Source organism: Streptomyces parvulus (genome assembly GCF_014648855.1).
In the GTDB taxonomy this organism is placed as follows: Bacteria; Actinomycetota; Actinomycetes; order Streptomycetales; family Streptomycetaceae; genus Streptomyces; species Streptomyces parvulus.
Window position 1 is genome coordinate 507,506 of the sequence record NZ_BMRX01000002.1, and the last position, 15,102, is coordinate 522,607.

Annotated in this window: 15 protein-coding genes; 4 read left to right on the forward strand and 11 right to left on the reverse strand. The window is 71.6% G+C overall.

From position 1 onward, the window contains the following. Positions 1-32: 32 nt before the first annotated feature. Together IE108_RS05280 and IE108_RS05285 are read right to left on the reverse strand one after the other, a co-directional pair. The gene (locus IE108_RS05280; protein WP_064729507.1) at positions 33-401 is read right to left on the reverse strand and encodes a hypothetical protein; all 369 of its coding nucleotides are present in this window, start codon (positions 399-401) and stop codon (positions 33-35) included. 139 nt (positions 402-540) lie between these two features. Further along, positions 541-1,719 (reverse strand): adenosine deaminase, encoded by a 1,179-nt coding sequence (locus tag IE108_RS05285; RefSeq protein WP_064729506.1) that lies wholly within the window; start codon positions 1,717-1,719, stop codon positions 541-543. A gap of 159 nt (positions 1,720-1,878) precedes the next feature. On the opposite strand from IE108_RS05285, the gene IE108_RS05290 reads away from it, so the two are divergent. After that, positions 1,879-2,640 (forward strand): alpha/beta hydrolase, encoded by a 762-nt coding sequence (locus IE108_RS05290; RefSeq protein WP_064729505.1) that lies wholly within the window; start codon positions 1,879-1,881, stop codon positions 2,638-2,640. Between the two features lie 46 nt (positions 2,641-2,686). Here the strand turns inward: IE108_RS05290 and IE108_RS05295 are convergent, their stop codons facing one another. Next, entirely contained in the window at positions 2,687-3,640 is a 954-nt protein-coding gene (locus IE108_RS05295) for a LysR family transcriptional regulator (protein WP_064729504.1), read from the reverse strand. A gap of 63 nt (positions 3,641-3,703) precedes the next feature. Here IE108_RS05295 and IE108_RS05300 point away from each other — a divergent pair, with 63 nt between their 5' ends. After that, a complete protein-coding gene (locus IE108_RS05300) occupies positions 3,704-4,987 on the forward strand; it encodes an MFS transporter (RefSeq protein WP_064729503.1) in 1,284 nt (427 codons plus the stop codon). Positions 4,988-5,169: 182 nt separating this feature from the next. Continuing rightward, the gene (locus IE108_RS05305; RefSeq protein WP_064729502.1) at positions 5,170-6,174 is read left to right on the forward strand and encodes a sigma-70 family RNA polymerase sigma factor; all 1,005 of its coding nucleotides are present in this window, start codon (positions 5,170-5,172) and stop codon (positions 6,172-6,174) included. Here IE108_RS05305 and IE108_RS05310 read toward each other — a convergent pair. Beyond that, positions 6,067-6,453 (reverse strand): STAS domain-containing protein, encoded by a 387-nt coding sequence (locus IE108_RS05310; protein WP_079163644.1) that lies wholly within the window; start codon positions 6,451-6,453, stop codon positions 6,067-6,069. The genes IE108_RS05305 and IE108_RS05310 overlap by 108 nt on opposite strands. A 129-nt stretch (positions 6,454-6,582) precedes the next feature. Between IE108_RS05310 and IE108_RS05315 the strand changes: the two genes are divergently transcribed. Next, the gene (locus tag IE108_RS05315; RefSeq protein ID WP_064729500.1) at positions 6,583-7,503 is read left to right on the forward strand and encodes an AEC family transporter; all 921 of its coding nucleotides are present in this window, start codon (positions 6,583-6,585) and stop codon (positions 7,501-7,503) included. Position 7,504: 1 nt separating this feature from the next. Here IE108_RS05315 and IE108_RS05320 read toward each other — a convergent pair whose 3' ends face one another. From IE108_RS05320 to IE108_RS05350, 7 genes are all read right to left on the reverse strand, one after another. Then, on the reverse strand, positions 7,505-8,089 hold the full coding sequence (locus IE108_RS05320) for a Uma2 family endonuclease (RefSeq protein WP_064729499.1): 585 nt from the start codon (positions 8,087-8,089) through the stop codon (positions 7,505-7,507). Positions 8,090-8,185: 96 nt separating this feature from the next. After that, a complete protein-coding gene (locus tag IE108_RS05325; protein WP_064729498.1) occupies positions 8,186-9,469 on the reverse strand; it encodes a thymidine phosphorylase in 1,284 nt (427 codons plus the stop codon). A gap of 30 nt (positions 9,470-9,499) precedes the next feature. Then, positions 9,500-9,892: a cytidine deaminase gene (locus IE108_RS05330; RefSeq protein ID WP_064729497.1), complete on the reverse strand. Its 393-nt coding sequence runs from the start codon at positions 9,890-9,892 to the stop codon at positions 9,500-9,502. Further along, entirely contained in the window at positions 9,889-11,154 is a 1,266-nt protein-coding gene (locus IE108_RS05335) for an ABC transporter permease (RefSeq protein WP_064729496.1), read from the reverse strand. Before IE108_RS05335 ends, IE108_RS05330 begins: the two co-directional genes overlap by 4 nt. Next, the gene (locus IE108_RS05340; RefSeq protein WP_064729495.1) at positions 11,151-12,275 is read right to left on the reverse strand and encodes an ABC transporter permease; all 1,125 of its coding nucleotides are present in this window, start codon (positions 12,273-12,275) and stop codon (positions 11,151-11,153) included. The genes IE108_RS05335 and IE108_RS05340 overlap by 4 nt, the downstream gene beginning before the upstream one ends. Then, positions 12,275-13,834, reverse strand: a complete 1,560-nt coding sequence (locus IE108_RS05345; RefSeq protein WP_064729494.1) for an ABC transporter ATP-binding protein — start codon at positions 13,832-13,834, stop codon at positions 12,275-12,277. Before IE108_RS05345 ends, IE108_RS05340 begins: the two co-directional genes overlap by 1 nt. Before the next feature lie 220 nt (positions 13,835-14,054). Continuing rightward, positions 14,055-15,101 (reverse strand): BMP family lipoprotein, encoded by a 1,047-nt coding sequence (locus tag IE108_RS05350; RefSeq protein WP_064729493.1) that lies wholly within the window; start codon positions 15,099-15,101, stop codon positions 14,055-14,057. Between the last annotated feature and the right edge of the window lies 1 nt (position 15,102).

Here is a 15,102-nt window from a genome sequence, read left to right on the forward strand (position 1 = left end):
CGCCCCGTCGGCGCGTGCGGGGAGGGCGGGACTCAGCCGCCCAGCGGGAGGCCGTTGACCGGCAGGCCCTGGGTGGGCAGCCCCTGCACCGGCACACCGCCGAGGAGCTTGGCGACCGGCTCGGTCGGGCCCTCGGAGAGCTGCTCGGCGAGCACCTGCTCCGCGACCGGCTGGGCGGCGGTCAGGCCGGTGCCGGCGATGCGGCGGCCCTGCTCCAGCACGTTGCCCGCGCCGGGCGCCACCTGGGAGACGGTCTCCGCGGGGAGCGTGCGGGCGACGGAGTCCACCGTCTGCGCGGTGTCCGGGAGCTCGGGGGCCGCGGTGGCCGCGCCGGCACCGGCGGCGGCGAAGGCGGCACCGAGCGCGGCGACACCGAGGGTCTTGGCAGCAGACTGCTTCATGAAATGCGTCCTCGTAATGGGGTGACGGGGATGTGAGCGGTCCCCGACCGTAAACACGCCCCGCCCCGTGCGGCAAACATCGAAATGCGGACGGATTGTGAAAGCCGGTCCGCGTTCGCGTATTACCGTGCAGCCTCCCTCAGCCCGCATCCTCCGAATAGTCGCTGGTCGAAGCGGTCTGCTGGAACAGCCATTCGGATTTCAGCTCGGCATATCCGGGCTTGATGACGTCATTGATCATGGCTAGTCGTTCATCGAAAGGAATGAACGCTGATTTCATCGCATTGACGGAGAACCACTGCATGTCGTCGAGCGTGTAACCGAACGCGTCGACCAGGTGCTCGAATTCCCGGCTCATGCCGGTGTGGGACATCAGCCGGTTGTCCGTGTTCACGGTGACGCGGAAGTGCAGCCGGCGCAGCAGCCCGATGGGGTGCTCGGCGTAGGAGTCGGCGGCGCCGGTCTGGAGGTTGGAGCTGGGGCACAGCTCCAGGGGGATCCGCTTGTCCCGGACGTAGGAGGCGAGCCGGCCGAGCTTGACGGTGCCGTCCTCGTGCACCTGGATGTCGTCGATGATGCGCACGCCGTGCCCGAGCCGGTCGGCGCCGCACCACTGGAGCGCCTGCCAGATCGACGGCAGCCCGAAGGCCTCGCCGGCGTGGATGGTGAAGTGGTTGTTCTCGCGCTTCAGGTACTCGAAGGCGTCCAGGTGCCGGGTGGGCGGGTGTCCGGCCTCGGCGCCGGCGATGTCGAAGCCGACAACGCCCAGGTCGCGGTAGCGGTTGGCGAGTTCGGCGATCTCCAGCGAGCGGGCGGCGTGCCGCATCGCGGTGAGCAGGGCGCCGACGCGGATGCGGTGGCCGTTCTCCCGGGCGCGCCGTTCGCCCTCGCGGAAGCCCTCGTTGACGGCCTCGACGACCTCTTCGAGGGTGAGGCCGCCCTCCAGGTGCTGCTCGGGGGCGTAGCGCACCTCGGCGTAGACGACGCCGTCCTCGGCGCACTCGGCGGCGACGCGGACGAGGGCGTCGCGGGTCTGCATGACGCCGACGGTGTGCGAGAAGGTCTCCAGGTACCGCTCCAGCGAACCGGAGTCGGCGGCCTGCCGGAACCAGGCGCCGAGCAGGTCGGGATCGGTCTCGGGAAGGTCCCGGTATCCGTTCTCCCGGGCGAGGTCGACGACCGTGCCGGGGCGCAGCCCGCCGTCGAGGTGGTCGTGCAGCAGAACCTTCGGCGCCCGGCGGATCCGGTCCGCGGTCGGCGCCTTCCCTGCCTGCGCCGCGTTCCCCGCGGCGCTCTTCGCGGTGTTCTGGCTCGTCATTTCCGCACTCTAACTCCTACGCGCGTAGAGCGCCGGGCGAACGTACGAGGACGTGAATGCGGGAGGGGAACGAGGCGCCCCGGTGTACAGCGCCGCCGATATGTAACGGTGATTGCACGGACAGGTGGCGTACACCCGCTCTTCTGAGAATGTTCTGTCATGGCACAGCAAGCGACGCCGGTCCGCCAGGCCCGGCTGGGGCGGACGCTCGGTCCGGAGGGCACGGCGGTCAGCGGGGTGGTGCTGCTGCTCCCGGGCGGCGACGAGGTGTCCAGCCGCCGGCCGTCGCCGCTGCTGGCGGCCGCCTCCGTAAGGACGTTGGGGCGCCGGGTGGCGCGCGCGGGGCGGGGCGAGGGGCTGGCCGCGCACGTCGTGCACTACCGCTACCGCGGCTGGAACGGCACCGAGGCGCACCTCGCCCGGGACGCCGGCTGGGCCGCCGACGAGGCGGTACGGCGCTACGGCGACGTGCCCGTCTGCCTGGCCGGCGTCGGCATGGGCGGCCGGGCGGCGCTGCGCGCGGCCGGACACGACGCCGTCAACTCGGTGCTCGCCATCGCCCCTTGGCTGCCGGACGAGGACGTGGCCGCGCCGCCCGAACCGGTGAAGCAGCTGGTCGGCCGGCGGGTGCTGATCGTGCACGGCACCAACGACGAGCGCAGCGACCCCGAACTGTCCTTCCGGCTGGCCTCGCGGGCGAAGAAGGCCAACCGCGCGGTGTGCCGGTTCGAAGTGCATTCCGACGGGCACGGGTTGCGGCAGTACCGGGAGGAAGTCGCCGCGCTGGCGGAGGACTTCGTGATGGGGTCCCTCTTCGGGCAGTCCTTCTCTCGCCCCGTGGAGGACGCGCTGGCCGCGCCGCCGCCGCTGGGGCTGCGGATGCCGCTCGCGGTGGGGTTCGGCAAGTCCTTACGCCGGTAGGGGCCGGACGGGACGCCGGCAGGGACCGGGCGGGGCGGGCCCCGGGTCAGGACGGCAGCAGGCTCCCCCTCCTGGAGAGCAGGAACTTCTTGAACGCGGCGACGGGCGGGGTGTCCGCACGCCCCGCCAGCCAGGCGACGCCGATCTCCCGGGCGGCGCGCGGGGCGGTGACCGTCAGCTCGACCACGCCGGGGCGGTCGACGGCGGGCGGCGGCAGCAGGGCGACGCCCAGCCCGGCGGCGACCAGGCCGCGCAGCGTCTCCGCCTCCTCGCCCTCGAAGGCGACCCTGGGGCGGAAACCGGCCTCCGCGCACAGGGCGTCGGTGATGTGGCGCAGGCCGTAACCGGGCTCCAGGGTCACGAAGTTCTCGTCGGCCGCCTCGGCCAGGCGGATGCGTTTGCGCGCGGCCAGGGGGTGGTCGGCCGGTACCACCAGGCGCAGTTTCTGCTCGTCGAGCCGGCGGGCGACCAGGTCGGGGGCGTCCGGGACCGGGGAGGTCAGGCAGAGGTCGAGTTCCCCGGCGCGCAGGCGCTCCAGCATGGCCTCGCCGTAGTTCTGCACGAGGCTGAAGCGGACGCGCGGGTGGTCGGCGCGGAAGGCGTGCAGCAGGCCTGGCACGGTCTCGGCGCCCATGGTGTGCAGGAACCCGAAGGCGACCTTGCCGGTGGCGGGGTCGGCGTCCGCGCGGACCTCCTCGGCGGCGCGTTCGACCTCGGCGAGGGCCCGTTCGACCGAGCCGAGGAAGGTGCGCCCGGCGACGGTCAGCGCGAGGGTGCGGCCGTGCCGGACGAAGAGGTCGACGCCGAGATCCGCTTCGAGCCGGACCAGGGCGCGGGAGAGGGTGGACTGGGGGACGTTCATCTCCTGCGCGGCCCGGGTCACGTGCTCGGTGCGGGCCACGCCGGCGAAGTGCGCGAGGCGGGGCGCGAGCAGCGTGACGATGTCTTCTGTGTCACCGGACCGTGACAGGCGGGGCCGTGAGCTCGGCTGATGCACCATGGGAACGATTATGGCCATTCCATGCATTGGACGGATGAGTCGGGGGCTTCGTACGGTCACGGTATGACTCCCGCCGATACCGGGGCGTCCACCACCGTGGGCGCCGCATCCGCAGTCTCCGTCCCCGACACGTCCGACTCGCGCATGGCCCCGGGCGGCCCCGGCTACCGCCGGATGAGCCTCGCCCTCTTCCTCGCGGGTGTCGCGACCTTCGCGCTGCTGTACTCCACGCAGGCGCTGCTGCCGCTGATCTCCGGCGACATGGGTGTCACGGCGAGCGACGCGAGCTGGACGGTGGCCGCCGCGACCGGTGGTCTGGCGGTGTTCGTGCTGCCGATGAGCGCGCTCTCGGAGCGGTTCGGGCGGCGTACGGTCATGACGGCGTCGCTGGCGGTCGCGGTGACCGTCGGGCTGCTGGTGCCCTTCGCCCCCTCGCTGCCGGCGCTGGTCGCGCTGCGCGCGGTGCAGGGCGCCGCGCTGGCGGGGCTGCCGGCCTCGGCGACGGCGTATCTCGCGGAGGAGGTCACGCCGCGTGCGCTGGTCACCGCGATCGGCCTGTTCGTCGCGGGGAACAGCGTCGGCGGGATGAGCGGGCGGGTCATCACCGGCTGGGTGGCGCAGGAGTGGGGGTGGCGGATCGCCGTCGGCGTGATCGGCGCCGTGGCGGTGGCGTGCGCGGTGGCCTTCCGGCTGCTGCTGCCGGCGCCGAAGCACTTCCGGGCGGGCTCGCTGCGGCCGCGGGTCCTGGTCCGCACGGTCCGCGACCACCTCGCCAACCCGCTGCTGCGGCGCCTGTACGCGATCGGCGCGCTGTTCATGACGGTCTTCGGCGGCGTCTACACGGTGATCGGCTACCGCCTGACGGAGGCGCCGTTCTCCCTTCCGCAGGGCCTGGTCGGCTCGATCTTCCTGGTCTACCTGGTGGGGACGGTCTCCGCGTCGACGGCGGGCCGCCTGGTCGGCCGCCTGGGCCGGCGCGGCGCGCTGTACCTCGGCGGCGGCACGACGGCCGCGGGCCTGCTGCTCTCCCTCGCCTCCTCGCTGCCCCTGGTCCTGCTCGGCCTGGTGCTGATCACCGCGGGCTTCTTCGCCGGCCACGCGGTGGCCTCCTCGGCGGTCGGCAAGACCGCCCAGCACGGCCGCGCCCAGGCCTCGGCCCTGTACCAGTCCGCCTACTACGTCGGCTCCAGCGCGGGCAGCACGGTGGGCGCCCTGGCCTTCCACTCCGGCGGCTGGACCGGCACGGTCGGCGTCGGCCTCCTGGCGGTCCTGGGCGTCGTGGCCATCACGGTGACGGGCTCCCTGGCGGCCCGCCGGGTCGCGGGGACGGCCGCGGCGGGCGCCTGACGCCCCTCCCCGGGCGGCCGTCGGGCGCGACCCGGCTCCGCGGCGGGCGGGGCCGGTGCTGCGGGACCGCTTCCACCTGCGGTTTCATTCGCTGCACAGGCCATTGTCAGTCCCCTGCGGTAGCTTCCGAAGTGCGGGGCGCGAAGACGCGCACTCGGGACGGCCACAGGGGTGGGTGGACGATGACCAACAGCACCATGACGACGGAGCTGGACTCCGCGCTGGAGAAGCACCGGACCGAGCTGACCGGGTACTGCTACCGGATGCTCGGCTCCTCCTTCGAGGCCGAGGACGCGGTGCAGGACACCCTGGTCCGCGCCTGGCGCAGCTATGACAAGTTCGAGGGCCGCTCCAGCCTCCGCTCCTGGCTCTACCGCATCGCGACCAACGTCTGCCTGGACATGCTCTCCGCGGGCAACAAGCGGGCCAGACCGATGGACCTGACGGAGTCCACCCCCCTCGCCCAGGCGGCCCTGTCCCCCCGCCCGGACCACACCTGGCTGGAGCCGATGCCCGACGCGCGCGTGCTGCCCTCGACCGCGGACCCGGCCGAGGCCGCAGTGGCCAAGGAGTCCGTGCGGCTGGCCTTCATGGCCGCCCTCCAGCAGCTGCCGCCCAAGCAGCGCGCGGTGCTCATCCTGCGCGAGGTGCTGGCCTGGAAGGCGAGCGAGGTCGCCGAGCTGCTCGGCACCTCGGTCCCGTCGGTCAACAGCGCCCTCCAGCGCGCCCGCGCCACCCTCGCCGACCGGGCGGACCGCGGGGACGGCGCGGCCGTCTCCGACCCGCTGGACGAGGAGCAGCAGAAGCTCCTGGAGCGCTACGTCGCCGCCTTCGAGGGCTACGACATGACGGCGCTGACGGCGCTGCTGCACGAGGACGCGGTGATGACGATGCCGCCGTTCGACCTCTGGCTGGCCGGTCCCGAGGACATCACCGGCTTCATGACGACGCTCGGCGCGGCCTGCGCGGATTCCCGGCTGGTGCGGGTGGAGGCCAACGGGCTGCCCGCCTTCGCGCACTACAAGCCGGACCCCGAGGCGGGCGGGTACACGCCGTGGGCGGTCCAGGTGCTGGAGATCTCAGACGGCCGGATCACCGGGTTCCACTGCTTCCTCGACACGAAGCGGTGGTTCCCGCTGTTCGACCTGCCCCTCCGTCTCGAAGCGGAGGCCGACCAGGTCCAGTAGCGCGTGCAGGGCGGGATCGGGGTCCCGCAGCCGTATCCGGCCACCCACCCGCCGGGCGGTCAGCTCCAGGCGGGCCAGCAGGTCGACGACCGCCAGCCCCGGCGGTCCGAGCCCCCCGACGTCGCAGACGATCACCCCGGCGCGGGTGGCTTCCAGCAGCGCGCGTGCCTCGTCGCAGAGCCGGGGTGTCTCCCCTCGGGAGACGGGCCCCGGCAGCACGAGTACGGCGGGTGTCACGGCGTCCACGTGCGGTAGACCCGGCGTGCGCCCCGAACTCATCGGTGGCCGTCGGCAGAGATCACATTGACCTGCGCACGCCCGCCGCCCGAGGGTTTGCTGTATGCCCCATGCATCGCCGTGCCCCGCCGTGCCGCCGGACGTGTCCGTCCCCGCCGAAGGGGCGCCGCCGTGCAAGGGGTGCTGACCGGGTTCGCGGTCATCGCGGTCGTCATCGCCGTCGGCTACGTCCTCGGCCTGCGCGGCCACCTCGGCCCGCAGGGACGCGAGGTGCTGACCAGGCTCGCCTTCCACGTGGCCTCCCCCGCCCTGCTGTTCACCACCCTCGCGACGGCCGACCTCTCGGTGGTCTTCTCCAGCCGGCTCCTGGTGACGGCGCTGTCCACGGTGGCGGTGGCCGGAGTCTTCGTCGCGGTGGGCGTCGTACGCCGCTGGGGCGTGGGCCGGACGACGATCGGCGCGCTGTGCTCCGGTTACGTCAACTCCGGCAACCTCGGCATCCCGATCGCGGTGTACGTGCTCGGCGACGCGTCGCTGGTGGCACCGGTGCTGCTGTTCCAGCTGGTGCTGGTGACGCCGGTCGCGGTGACGATCCTGGACCTGTCGGGCGGGGGCGCCAAGGGCCCGCTGTGGCGGCGGCTGCTGACACCGCTGCGCAATCCGATCGCGCTGGGCTCCCTGGCCGGCGTCGCCGTCGCCGCGACCGGACTGCGGGTGCCGGCCCCGGTCATGGACCCGCTGACGCTGATCGGCAACATGTCGGTGCCGGCGGTCCTGCTCGCCTTCGGCATCTCACTGTGCGGTTCCACGATGCCCATGCGGGGCGCCGACCGGGAACCGGTGCTGCTGGCGGTGGCGTTGAAGGCGTTCGGCCAACCCGCGGTGGCCTGGGCCCTGGCCTCCGGGGTGTTCGGGCTGCGCGGCGCCCAACTCCTGGACGTGGTGGTGACGTCGGCGCTGCCGGCCGCGCAGAACCTGTACACGTACGCGTCGACCTACGAGGTCGGCGAGCGCCTGGCCCGGGACGCGATCCTGGTCTCCACGGTGGTGTCCGTGCCGGTGCTGGTGGGGGTGGCGGCGGTGCTGGGGTGAGTCAGGATTCGGGGAACTCGCCGGTGTCGAGGGTCAGGTCGAAGGGCGCGGGGAGGGTGAGGGGGTCGCCGAACTTGGCGGCGCCCAGCACGCGGTACACGTCACCCTTCGGTTCACCGTAGAGCGTCGCGGTGGGGCCACCGGGGGCCCAGCGGTCGACGAGGAGATAGAGCGGAATGCCGGCTGTGGCGTAGGCGGCGGGCTTGCTGATGCGGTCGTGGCGCGCGTTGGACTTCGAGGTGACTTCCACGACGAGCTGCGCGAGAGCAGCGGGGATGTGGGTGTCGGACTCGGTGTGGTCGGGCAGTTGCGTCACCACCAGGTCCGGGATGAGCATCCCGAGACGGGACGGGACCGATAGCGCGAGCGTCTGATAGATGCCCCACTGGTCAGGGATCACGGCGTACAGACGGCGTTGGATCCGGTCGGTGATGTCGTTGTGAGGCAGTCCCGGAGCAGGTGACACGGTGATGATCCCCTCGATGATCTCCACCTTGCTGCCCTCGGGCCATTCCATCTCCTCCCAGAACCGGACGAGGTCGTCCCAGTTCCGGTCGGGCTCCTGGCTCACGGTGAGTGCGCTCATGGCGGTTCTCCAATCGGTGCGTCACCGATCCCAGCATGCCGAACGGGACCGGCAGAGGTCTACCGATCCCGTTCACCCGATCGAGGAATCCCCTGGTCAGGCGATACGTTCCAGCACCACCGGCGACGCCGTGAAGGACGTGCCCGCGGGGGCGATGTCGTGGGAGGCCTCCAGGGCGGCGAGGGCGTACTCGAAGCGGTCCGGGGTGTCGGTGTGCAGGGTGAGGAGCGGCTGGCCGGCCGTGACCGTGTCGCCGGGCTTCGCGTGCAGCTCGACGCCCGCGGCGGCCTGCACCGGGTCCTCCTTGCGGGCGCGGCCCGCGCCGAGGCGCCAGGCGGCGACGCCGACGTCGTAGGCGTCGAGGCGGGTCAGGACGCCCGAGGAGGGGGCCTTGACCACGTGCTGCTCCTTCGACGTGGGCAGGGCCGCGTCCGGGTCGCCGCCCTGGGCCGCGATCATGCGGCGCCAGACGTCCATCGCGGAGCCGTCGGCGAGCGCCTTCGCCGGGTCGGCGTCCGGCAGGCCCGCCGCGGCCAGCATCTCGCGGGCCAGGGCGAGGGTCAGCTCGACCACGTCGGCGGGGCCGCCGCCGGCCAGGACCTCGACGGACTCGCGGACCTCCAGGGCGTTGCCCGCGGTGAGGCCGAGCGGGGTCGCCATGTCGGTGAGCAGTGCGACGGTCTTCACGCCGTGGTCGGTGCCGAGGCCGACCATCGTGGAGGCCAGTTCGCGGGCGTCGTCCAGCGTCTTCATGAAGGCCCCGGAGCCGACCTTGACGTCCAGGACCAGGGAGCCCGTGCCCTCGGCGATCTTCTTGGACATGATGGAGGAGGCGATGAGCGGGATCGCCTCCACCGTGCCGGTCACGTCCCTGAGGGCGTACAGCTTCTTGTCGGCGGGTGCGAGGCCGTCGCCCGCCGCGCAGATGACCGCGCCGGTGGTGTCCAGGACGTTCAGCATCTCCTCGTTGGAGAGGAGGGCGCGCCAGCCGGGGATCGACTCCAGCTTGTCCAGGGTGCCGCCGGTGTGGCCGAGGCCCCGGCCGGAGAGCTGCGGGACGGCCGCGCCGCACGCCGCCACCAGGGGCGCCAGCGGCAGGGTGATCTTGTCGCCGACGCCGCCGGTGGAGTGCTTGTCGGCGGTGGGACGGGACAGGGACGAGAACTCCATGCGCTCGCCGGAGGCGATCATCGCGGCCGTCCAGCGGGCGATCTCACCGCGGTTCATGCCGTTGAGCAGGATCGCCATCGCCAGCGACGACATCTGCTCGTCGGCCACCTCGCCGCGCGTGTAGGCGTCGATGACCCAGTCGATCTGCTCGCCGCTGAGTTCGCCGCGGTCCCGCTTGGTGCGGATGACGGAGATGACGTCCATGCCCATGTATGGCTTTCCTTACGGGATTGCGGGGGGTTACTTGGTGAGGTGGTCCGGGCCGAAGGCCTGCGGGAGCATCTCCGACAGGGGGACGATCCCCGCCGGCGTCTCGAGCAGCAGCTCCGGGCCGCCGAACTCGTGCAGCAGCTGGCGGCAGCGGCCGCACGGGACGAGGACCGCGCCCTCGCCGTCGACGCAGACGAAGTGCGTCAGCCGCCCGCCGCCGGTCAGCCGGAGCTGGGAGACCAGCCCGCACTCGGCGCACAGGGAGATGCCGTAACTGGCGTTCTCCACGTTGCAGCCGGTCACCGTGCGGCCGTCGTCGACCAGGGCGGCGGCGCCGACGGCGTACCCGGAGTAGGGGGCGTACGCCCGGGACATGGCGTCCCGGGCGGCCCCGCGCAGTCCGTCCCAGTCGACGGCCGTCACTTGCCCTGCCCCTTCCGGTAGGGCATGCCGTTGGCCCTGGGCATCCGCAGCCGCTGGGCGGAGAGCGCGAGGACGACGAGGGTGACGACGTACGGCGTGGCGGAGACGACCTGGTTCGGGACGTCGTCGGTGGAGGCGTACCACGCGAAGACCAGGGCGCCGACGAGGACGGTGACGGCGGCCTGCACGTACTTCTTGCGGATCGCGAGCCAGATCGCGCCGGCCACCAGCAGCAGCGCGCCGAGCAGCAGCAGGGCGTGCACGTTGGCCGAGCCGCCGCGCAGGTTGAGGCTGTCGGTGTAGCCGAACAGCCCGGCGCCGATGGCGAGTCCGCCCGGCATCCAGTTGCCGAAGATCATCGCCGCGAGGCCGATGTAGCCGCGGCCGCTGGTCTGGCCCTCCAGGTAGAAGGGGTTGGCCACGATGGAGAGGAAGACGCCGCCGAGGCCGGCCAGACCGCCGGAGATGATCACGGCCAGGTACTTGTACTTGTAGACGTTGACGCCGAGGGACTCCGCGGCCACCGGGTTCTCGCCGCAGGAGCGCAGCCGCAGGCCGAAGGGGGTGCGCCACAGGATCCACCAGGTGGCGGGGATCAGGGCGACGGCGATCAGGGTGAGCCAGGAGACGTTGGTGACCAGGCCGCCGAGCAGGCCGGCGATGTCCGAGATCAGGAACCAGCCCTTGTCGTTCAGGCTCACCAGCCCGTCGGACAGGCCCGGCACCGTGAAGTGGCCGAGGGACTCCACCGGCGGGGACTGCTTGGCCGAGCCGCCCTGGTGGCCCTCGAAGGCGAGCGGGGCGAGGTAGCGGGTGGCGCCGAGGGCGAGGATGTTGATGGCCACGCCGGAGACGATGTGGTTGACGTTGAAGGTGATCGTCACGATGGCGTGCAGCAGGCCGCCGAGGCAGCCGCCGACGATGCCGACGAGGACGCCGGTCCACGGGCCCCACTGGAAGCCGGCCCAGGCACCGAACCAGGTGCCGAGGATCATCATGCCTTCGAGGCCGATGTTGACCACGCCCGCGCGCTCGGCCCACAGACCGCCGAGGCCGGCGAGGCCGATCGGCACGGCGAGCTGGAGCGCGGTGGACATCTGGCTGACGTTGGTGATGCCGTCGGCGCCGGTGATCAGGCGGACCAGCGAGGTCAGGGCCAGGGCGCCGGCGATGACCAGCATCAGGACGGGCAGGGACAGGCGGCGGCCGGCCGGCGCCCCGTGCTCCAGCGTGGGCTGGTTGAGGTCGGTTGCGGTGGTCATCGGCCAGCCACCTCCTTCTTGGTGTTGTCGGTGGCGCCGAGGACGTGTCCGGCGGCCAGCTCGGCGCCCACCCGGCGCTGCTGGCGGCGCAGGCCCCACTCGCGGACGGCCTCGTAGGAGACGACGACCGAGAGGACGATCAGGCCCTGCATGATGACCGCGATCTCCTTGTCGTAGCCGTGGAAGTCCAGCTCGGGCGAGGCCTTGTCGAGCCAGGCCCACAGCAGGGCGGCGAAGGCGATGCCGACCGGGCTGTTGCGGCCGAGCAGGGCGATGCCGATACCGAGGAAGCCGATGCCGGTGGGGAAGTTGAGGCTGTAGGTGTGGGTGTCGCCGAGCAGGATCGGGAGGCCCGCGAGACCGGCGAGGCCGCCGGAGAGCAGCATCGCGGTGAGCACCATCCGCTTGGGGTCGACGCCGCTGGCCGCCGCGGCGGACTCGGAGGCGCCGGAGGCGCGCAGGTCGAAGCCGAAGCGGGTGCGGTTGAGGGTGATCCAGTAGCCGATGCCCAGCAGCACGGCGAGGACGACCAGGCCGTAGATCTCGCCGGACGCGCCCATGTCGATGCCGGGGATCCAGCCGGACTCGTGCATCTCGCCGGTGGTGTTGTTGTTGCCGATCTTGACGCCGAAGACGTCCGGCAGCCACAGGTAGCCGATCACGGAGGTGGCGATGGCGTTGAGCATGATCGTCGCGACGACCTCGCTGACGCCGCGGGTGACCTTCAGGATGCCCGCGATGCCGGACCAGAAGGCACCGGTGAGGACGGCCGTCAGGAGCAGCAGCGGGATCTGGAGGAAGGCCGGGAGATTCGCGTGCGCGCCGACGATGGCGGCCGTCATGGCGGCGAGCTGGTACTGGCCGTCGACGCCGATGTTGAACAGGTTCATCCGGAAGCCGATGGCGACCGCCAGGGCGGCGATGTAGTACATCGACGCCTGGTTGATGATCAGGACCTGGATGTCGGAGAACCCGGCCTGCTCGAACATCAGGGCGAACGGTTCGACCGGGTTCTTGCCCGAGGCGATCAGGACGATCGCGCTGAGCACGAAGGCCACGGCGAGCGCGATGACCGGCCCGGCCACCGCGAGGAGCACGCGCTCCTTGTCGAACTTCTTCATCATCGGGCCTCGTCTTCCGCACCCGGACCGTCGTCGGTCGGCGTCTCTTCGTGTTCCAGGTGGCCGCTCGCGGCGCCGGTCATCGCCGAGCCCAGCTCCTCGGGGGTGATGGAGGCCGGGTCGGCGTCGGCCACGAGCCTGCCGTCGTAGATCACCCGGAGAGTGTCGGACAGGCCGATCAGCTCGTCCAGGTCGGCGGAGATCAGCAGCACGGCGAGGCCCTCGCGTCGGGCCTCGCGGATGTGGTCCCAGATCGCGGCCTGGGCGCCGACGTCCACACCGCGGGTGGGGTGGGCGGCGATCAGGAAGCGCGGCTTGTGGCTCATCTCGCGGCCGACGATCAGCTTCTGCTGGTTGCCGCCGGACAGCGAGGCGGCGGTGACGTCGATGCCCGGGGTGCGGACGTCGTACGTCTCGACGATGCGCCGGGTGTCCTCCTGGGAGCCCTTCGGGTCCAGCCAGACGCCCTTGCTGTTGGGCTTCTCGGTGACGTGGCCGAGGATGCGGTTCTCCCACAGGGGCGCTTCCAGGAGCAGCCCGTGGCGGTGGCGGTCCTCGGGGATGTAGCCGACGCCCTGCTCGCGGCGCTTGCGGGTGGGCAGCGCCGTGATGTCCTGGTCGAGGAAGCGGATCGCGCCGGAGTCGGCGTGGCGCAGGCCGATGAGCGCGTCGACCAGTTCGGTCTGGCCGTTGCCCTCGACGCCGGCGATGCCCAGCACCTCGCCGGCGTGGATGGTGAAGGAGATGTCGTCGAGGAGGGCCTTGCCGCCGGGCGCGGCCAGGCGCAGCGTGTCGACGGTGAGGACCGCGCGGTCGGTGACCGTGGACTCCGCCGTCTCCGGGGTGGGCAGTTCGCTGCCGACCATCAGCTCGGCGAGCTGGCGCGGGGTGGTCTCGGCGGGGACGGCGGTGCCGACGGTGGTGCCCCGGCGGATGACGGTGATGTCGTCGGCGACCGACAGGACCTCGCCCAGCTTGTGGGAGATGAAGATGACGGACAGGCCCTCGGCCTTGAGTCCGCGCAGGTTGTCGAAGAGGGCGTCCACCTCCTGCGGCACGAGCACGGCGGTCGGCTCGTCGAGGATCAGCGTGCGGGCGCCGCGGTAGAGGACCTTGAGGATCTCCACGCGCTGCCGGGCGGCGACGCCCAGCTCCTCGACCAGGAGGTCGGGCTTGACGCCCAGGCCGTACCGCTCGGAGATCTCCTTGATCTTGCGGCGGGCCTTGGCGCCGATGCCGTACAGCTTCTCGCTGCCGAGGACCACGTTCTCCAGGACCGTGAGGTTGTCGGCGAGCATGAAGTGCTGGTGGACCATGCCGATGCCGCGGGCGATGGCGTCGGCGGGCGAGGAGAAGGCGACGTTCTCGCCGTCGACGGCGATGGTGCCCTCGTCCGGCTTCTGCATGCCGTAGAGGATCTTCATCAGCGTCGACTTGCCGGCGCCGTTCTCGCCGACGAGGGCGTGCACGGTGCCCTTGCGGACGGTGAGGTGGATGTCGTGGTTGGCCACGACGCCGGGGAAGCGCTTGGTGATCCCGGCGAGTTCGACGGCGGTCACCGGTTCGTTGACCGCCGCTTTGGCCGGAGGGCTGCTGGACGCGTTGATGGCGCACACTCCTGGGGACGGGGGCCGTCTACGCGCGTAGCGCCCCTACGGCATCTAAAAGCGGCGGCGGCACATCGGCACGACGGGGTACGGGGAGGGCCGCGGACGTCCTCCCCGTACCCCGTCGATCGGTGCGACCGGCGCGGTTACACGCTGTTCGAGGTGTTGCTGGTCAGCTGCTCTTGACCTTGATCTCGCCGCTGATGATCTTCTCCTTGGCCGTCTTGATGGCTGCCTGGAGCTCGGCGTCGTCCGCGAACTTCGGGTTGGAGTCCGAGAGACCGACCTCGCCGGACTTCAGATCGCCCCGAACGATACCGGTCTCCGGCTTGCCGTCCTCGACCGACTTCGCGAGGTTGTATACGGCCTTGGCGACGTCCTTGGTGGCCGAAGTCAGGATGTAGTCCTTGTACTTGGCGAGGGCTTCCTGCTTGTACTGGTCGGAGTCGACGCCGATCGCCCAGATCTTCTTGGCGGCGGCGGCCTCGATCACGCCCTGGCCGGAGAGGCCGGCGGCCGCGTAGACGACGTCCGCCTTCTTCTCGATCTGGCCCTCGGCGGCGGTCTTGCCCTTGTCGGGGCTGGAGAAGCCGCCCTCCTCCGCGGTCTGCGTCAGGTACTGGGAGAGGACCTTGACCTTCGGGTCGGTGTCCTTGACGCCCTGCGCGAAGCCGGCCTGGAACTTGTGGATCAGCGGGATGTCCACGCCGCCCACGAAGCCCACGGTGTCGGTCTTGGTGCTCTTGGCCGCGGCGACGCCGGCGAGGTAGGAGGCCTGCTCCTCGTTGAAGACCAGGTCCGCGACGTTCTTCGACTCGATCGTGGCGTCGTCCACGATGCCGAAGGTGGTGTCCGGGTACTTCTCGGCGGCGCTCTTGATCGCGGCGGCGTACGCGTAGCCGACGCCCACGACCGGGTTGTGGCCCTGCTTGGCCAGCGAGACCAGGCGCTGCTCCTTGTCGGCGTCCGTCTCACCGTCGGTGGGCTCGACGTCGGCCGTCTCGTAGCCGAACTCCTTCTTCGCCTGCTCCAGGCCCGCGTACGCGGCGTCGTTGAAGGACTGGTCGCCCTTGCCGCCGACGTCGTAGGCGATGGCGAGGCCCTTGTCGCCGTCGGAGTCCGACCCGGAGGAGGTCGAGGTACCACCGCAGGCGGAGAGCGCGAGGGCCAGGGAGGCGGTCGCTGCGCCTGCGACCGTGATCCGGGAAATCCGGCGCATG

What these genes read in the sequence shown, in the direction of transcription:
- IE108_RS05350 (WP_064729493.1), bottom strand. Translation starts at nt 15,101, where the DNA reads ATGCGCCGGATTTCCCGGATCACGGTCGCAGGCGCAGCGACCGCCTCC.
- IE108_RS05335 (WP_064729496.1), bottom strand. Translation starts at nt 11,154, where the DNA reads ATGACCACCGCAACCGACCTCAACCAGCCCACGCTGGAGCACGGGGCG.
- IE108_RS05320 (WP_064729499.1), bottom strand. Translation starts at nt 8,089, where the DNA reads ATGAGCGCACTCACCGTGAGCCAGGAGCCCGACCGGAACTGGGACGAC.
- IE108_RS05285 (WP_064729506.1), bottom strand. Translation starts at nt 1,719, where the DNA reads ATGACGAGCCAGAACACCGCGAAGAGCGCCGCGGGGAACGCGGCGCAG.
- IE108_RS05310 (WP_079163644.1), bottom strand. Translation starts at nt 6,453, where the DNA reads ATGAGTTCGGGGCGCACGCCGGGTCTACCGCACGTGGACGCCGTGACA.
- IE108_RS05305 (WP_064729502.1), top strand. Translation starts at nt 5,170, where the DNA reads ATGACCAACAGCACCATGACGACGGAGCTGGACTCCGCGCTGGAGAAG.
- IE108_RS05300 (WP_064729503.1), top strand. Translation starts at nt 3,704, where the DNA reads ATGACTCCCGCCGATACCGGGGCGTCCACCACCGTGGGCGCCGCATCC.
- IE108_RS05295 (WP_064729504.1), bottom strand. Translation starts at nt 3,640, where the DNA reads ATGGTGCATCAGCCGAGCTCACGGCCCCGCCTGTCACGGTCCGGTGAC.
- IE108_RS05280 (WP_064729507.1), bottom strand. Translation starts at nt 401, where the DNA reads ATGAAGCAGTCTGCTGCCAAGACCCTCGGTGTCGCCGCGCTCGGTGCC.
- IE108_RS05325 (WP_064729498.1), bottom strand. Translation starts at nt 9,469, where the DNA reads ATGGGCATGGACGTCATCTCCGTCATCCGCACCAAGCGGGACCGCGGC.
- IE108_RS05290 (WP_064729505.1), top strand. Translation starts at nt 1,879, where the DNA reads ATGGCACAGCAAGCGACGCCGGTCCGCCAGGCCCGGCTGGGGCGGACG.
- IE108_RS05340 (WP_064729495.1), bottom strand. Translation starts at nt 12,275, where the DNA reads ATGAAGAAGTTCGACAAGGAGCGCGTGCTCCTCGCGGTGGCCGGGCCG.